The sequence below is a fragment of the Trinickia sp. genome (assembly GCF_051961175.1).
Lineage (GTDB): Bacteria > Pseudomonadota > Gammaproteobacteria > Burkholderiales > Burkholderiaceae > Trinickia.
Window position 1 is genome coordinate 1 of record NZ_JBQCDN010000033.1, and the last position, 2,705, is coordinate 2,705.

At 61.6% G+C, this 2,705-nt stretch carries 2 protein-coding genes and 1 pseudogene; 1 reads left to right on the forward strand and 2 read right to left on the reverse strand.

Going from position 1 to position 2,705, the window contains the following annotated elements:
- Window positions 1–58: 58 nt before the first annotated feature.
- Window positions 59–624 (forward strand): annotated as a pseudogene (locus tag ACTHL0_RS02155) (heavy metal-binding domain-containing protein); the annotation flags it as partial.
- A 44-nt stretch (window positions 625–668) separates the two neighbouring features.
- On the opposite strand, the gene tnpC reads toward ACTHL0_RS02155, so the two are convergent.
- Together tnpC and tnpB are read right to left on the reverse strand one after the other, a co-directional pair.
- Window positions 669–2,240, reverse strand: a complete 1,572-nt coding sequence (gene tnpC / locus ACTHL0_RS02160) for an IS66 family transposase (protein ID WP_440564941.1) — start codon at window positions 2,238–2,240, stop codon at window positions 669–671.
- Between the two features lie 29 nt (window positions 2,241–2,269).
- Complete coding sequence (gene tnpB / locus ACTHL0_RS02165; RefSeq protein ID WP_440564942.1) at window positions 2,270–2,617, reverse strand: IS66 family insertion sequence element accessory protein TnpB; 348 nt, start codon at window positions 2,615–2,617, stop codon at window positions 2,270–2,272.
- Between the last annotated feature and the right edge of the window lie 88 nt (window positions 2,618–2,705).

Genomic DNA, 2,705 nt, shown 5'->3' on the forward strand with positions numbered 1-2,705 from the left:
CGTCGGTGACGGTTACGGGCTTTGGAGCCTCGTCGCTATCAATTCTCTCGTCTTCATCATCTTCGCGTTCAGCTTCTTCAAGCCAGCACGTGAGACGGACAAGCACGACCATTCCGCCGGGCACAGACACGACGCGCATGCTCATCACCATGAGGGCCAGGACGAGCACGTTCGTACCGGGGATACGCTTCGCGACCCCGTCTGTGGATTGACGGTAGCCGATGGGTCCCGCTTCCGTCGCGAACACAATGGCAAGTGGTACGCGTTCTGCAGCCAGGCTTGCTTGACGAAATTCCAGGCCGCGCCGTCTAAGTATGTCGATCCCTCGACCATTGAGCAGCCGCGAGCAGTGCCTGAGGGCACCATCTACACGTGCCCGATGCACCCGGAAATTCGCCAGGACCATCCTGGGCAATGTCCGAATGCGGCATGACGCTGGAACCGATTCTGCCAAGCGTCGACGAAGGCGAGAATCCGGAACTGGTCGATTTCCGACGCCGATTCTGGTGGACGTTGCCACTGACCGTCGTCGTTTTCGCGCTGGCGATGTTTGGCCATCGCCTGGGATTGATGAATGCCGGCACCGAAAGCTGGGTCGAGTTCATCATCTCTACGCCGGTCGTCCGTAAGCGCGTCGCGAACGCCGTCTTGACGACGGCGTCGTGATGTCAGTTGACGTTGCGGAGTCGATCCGCGATGGCCCACGGCATGAGCTGGTCGACGCGGTTGATCGGGTGATCAGCGATGCGGGCAAATACGAAGCGCAGATAGGCTTCGGGATCGATGTCGTTGAGCTTTGCTGTCCCTATGAGGCTGTAAATCGCGGCAGCACGTTCGCCGCCGGAGTCCGCGCCGGCAAAGAGGTAATTCCGCCTTCCGATGGCCACTCCTCGCAACGCGCGCTCAACCGGAAGGTTATCGATCTCGAGCCGGCCGTCGTCGCAATAGCGCGTGAGCGCCAACCATCGGTTCAGCGCATAGAGAATCGCCCGACTCGTATCGGATTTCTTTGAGAGCGTTTCGAGCATGGCCGTGAGCCAAGCGTGCAACTGATCGAGAAGTGGGCGCGCATGTTCTTGGCGATACGCGCGGCGCTCATCTGGCGGTTTGCCGCGTATCACGTCTTCGATCTTGTACAACGCGCCGATACGCTCGAGCGCTTCGGTGTTCAGTGCATTCGGGCGCGCTGCGTGCAGTTCGTAGAACTGCCTTCGCGCATGTGCCCAGCACGCAGCTTCCTTCACGCGACCGGTCTCGTAGATAGCCTGATAGCCGCCATATGCGTCAGCTTGCAACGCGCCGCTGAACGACTCGAGATGTTGTTGCGGATGGATGCCTTTGCGATCCGGCGTGTAGGCGAACCATACCGCTGGCGGCGTCGTATCAGCCGACGACCGATCATCACGCACATACACCCACAAACGCCCGGTCTTCGTCTTGCCGTTGCCCGGTTCGAGCACTGGCACTGGCGTATCGTCGGCATGCAACTTCGTCGCCGTCATCACATGCCGGCGTAATGCGTCGACCAGTGGTTGTAAGAGCGTCGCGCCGTGGCCAACCCACTTCGCGAGCAGCGAGCGGTCGAGCTCGACGCCCTCTCGGGCATACATGACCGACTGTCGATACAACGGGATATGGTCTGCGAACTTCGAGACAAGCATGTGCGCGAGCAGGCCCGGGCCCGCGAGACCGCGCTCGATCGGCCGGCTCGGCGCCGCTGCCTGCGCAATGTGATCGCAGCACGCGCAAGCAAACTTGGGTCGCACATGACGGAGCACGCGGAAGCTAGCTGGCACGTACTCGAGTTGTTCGGCAACGTCTTCGCCCAGCAGCTTCAGCTTGCCGCCGCATTCCGGGCACGCATCGACCGATGCCGGCAAATACGTTTGCACCTCACGCGGCAGATGCTCCGGCAGCGGCTTGCGAGCCGACTGTTCTGGCGCTGTACGCGGTGTCTTCGGGATTTCGATCGGTGCCGCGCCTTCATCGGCCTCCAGCTCTTCGAGTCGCAGTTCGAGTTGCTCGATCTGGCGATCCAGCTTCTCCGATTTGCGACCGAACTGCATGCGGCGCAGCTTCGCGATGAGCAGCTTCAAATGCTCGATCTCGGCCTTGGCGGTGGCGTTCGCTGCCTTGTGCGATTCGACCACGCCCTCCAAATGCCCAATGCGAGCATCGCGCTCGAGCAGCATGGCTTTGAGCGCTTCGATGTCGTCTGGATAGGCATTGGCCGCGGTCATGCCGGCAGTTTACGCGGCGGCTAGCAGGTTTACAACGCCGATGTCGGCTCCGTCGTTCGTATCGGCTGCCGCCAGTCGATGCCTTCGAGCAGCATCGACAACTGGGCTTGGCTCAGGCACACAACGCCGCCATCTGCGCGGGGCCACACGAATCGGCCTCGTTCCAGGCGTTTCATCAGAAGACACATGCCGTCGCCGCTCCACCACAGCACTTTGACCAGATCGCCACGCTTGCCTCGAAACACGAACACGTGGCCGCTGAAGGGATCGCGTTCCAATACGGTCTGGACCTTCGCGGCCAAGCTGTTGAAGCCCGAGCGCATGTCGGTCGCACCCGAGGCCAGCCAGATCTTCGTGCGGCTGGGCAGCCCGATCATGCTGCCGATTCCGATGTGTCGCGCAGGATGCACAGCACCAGCCGTAACGTGGCCTCGTTGGGCGAGCCTTCGATCCGCACACGGGTGT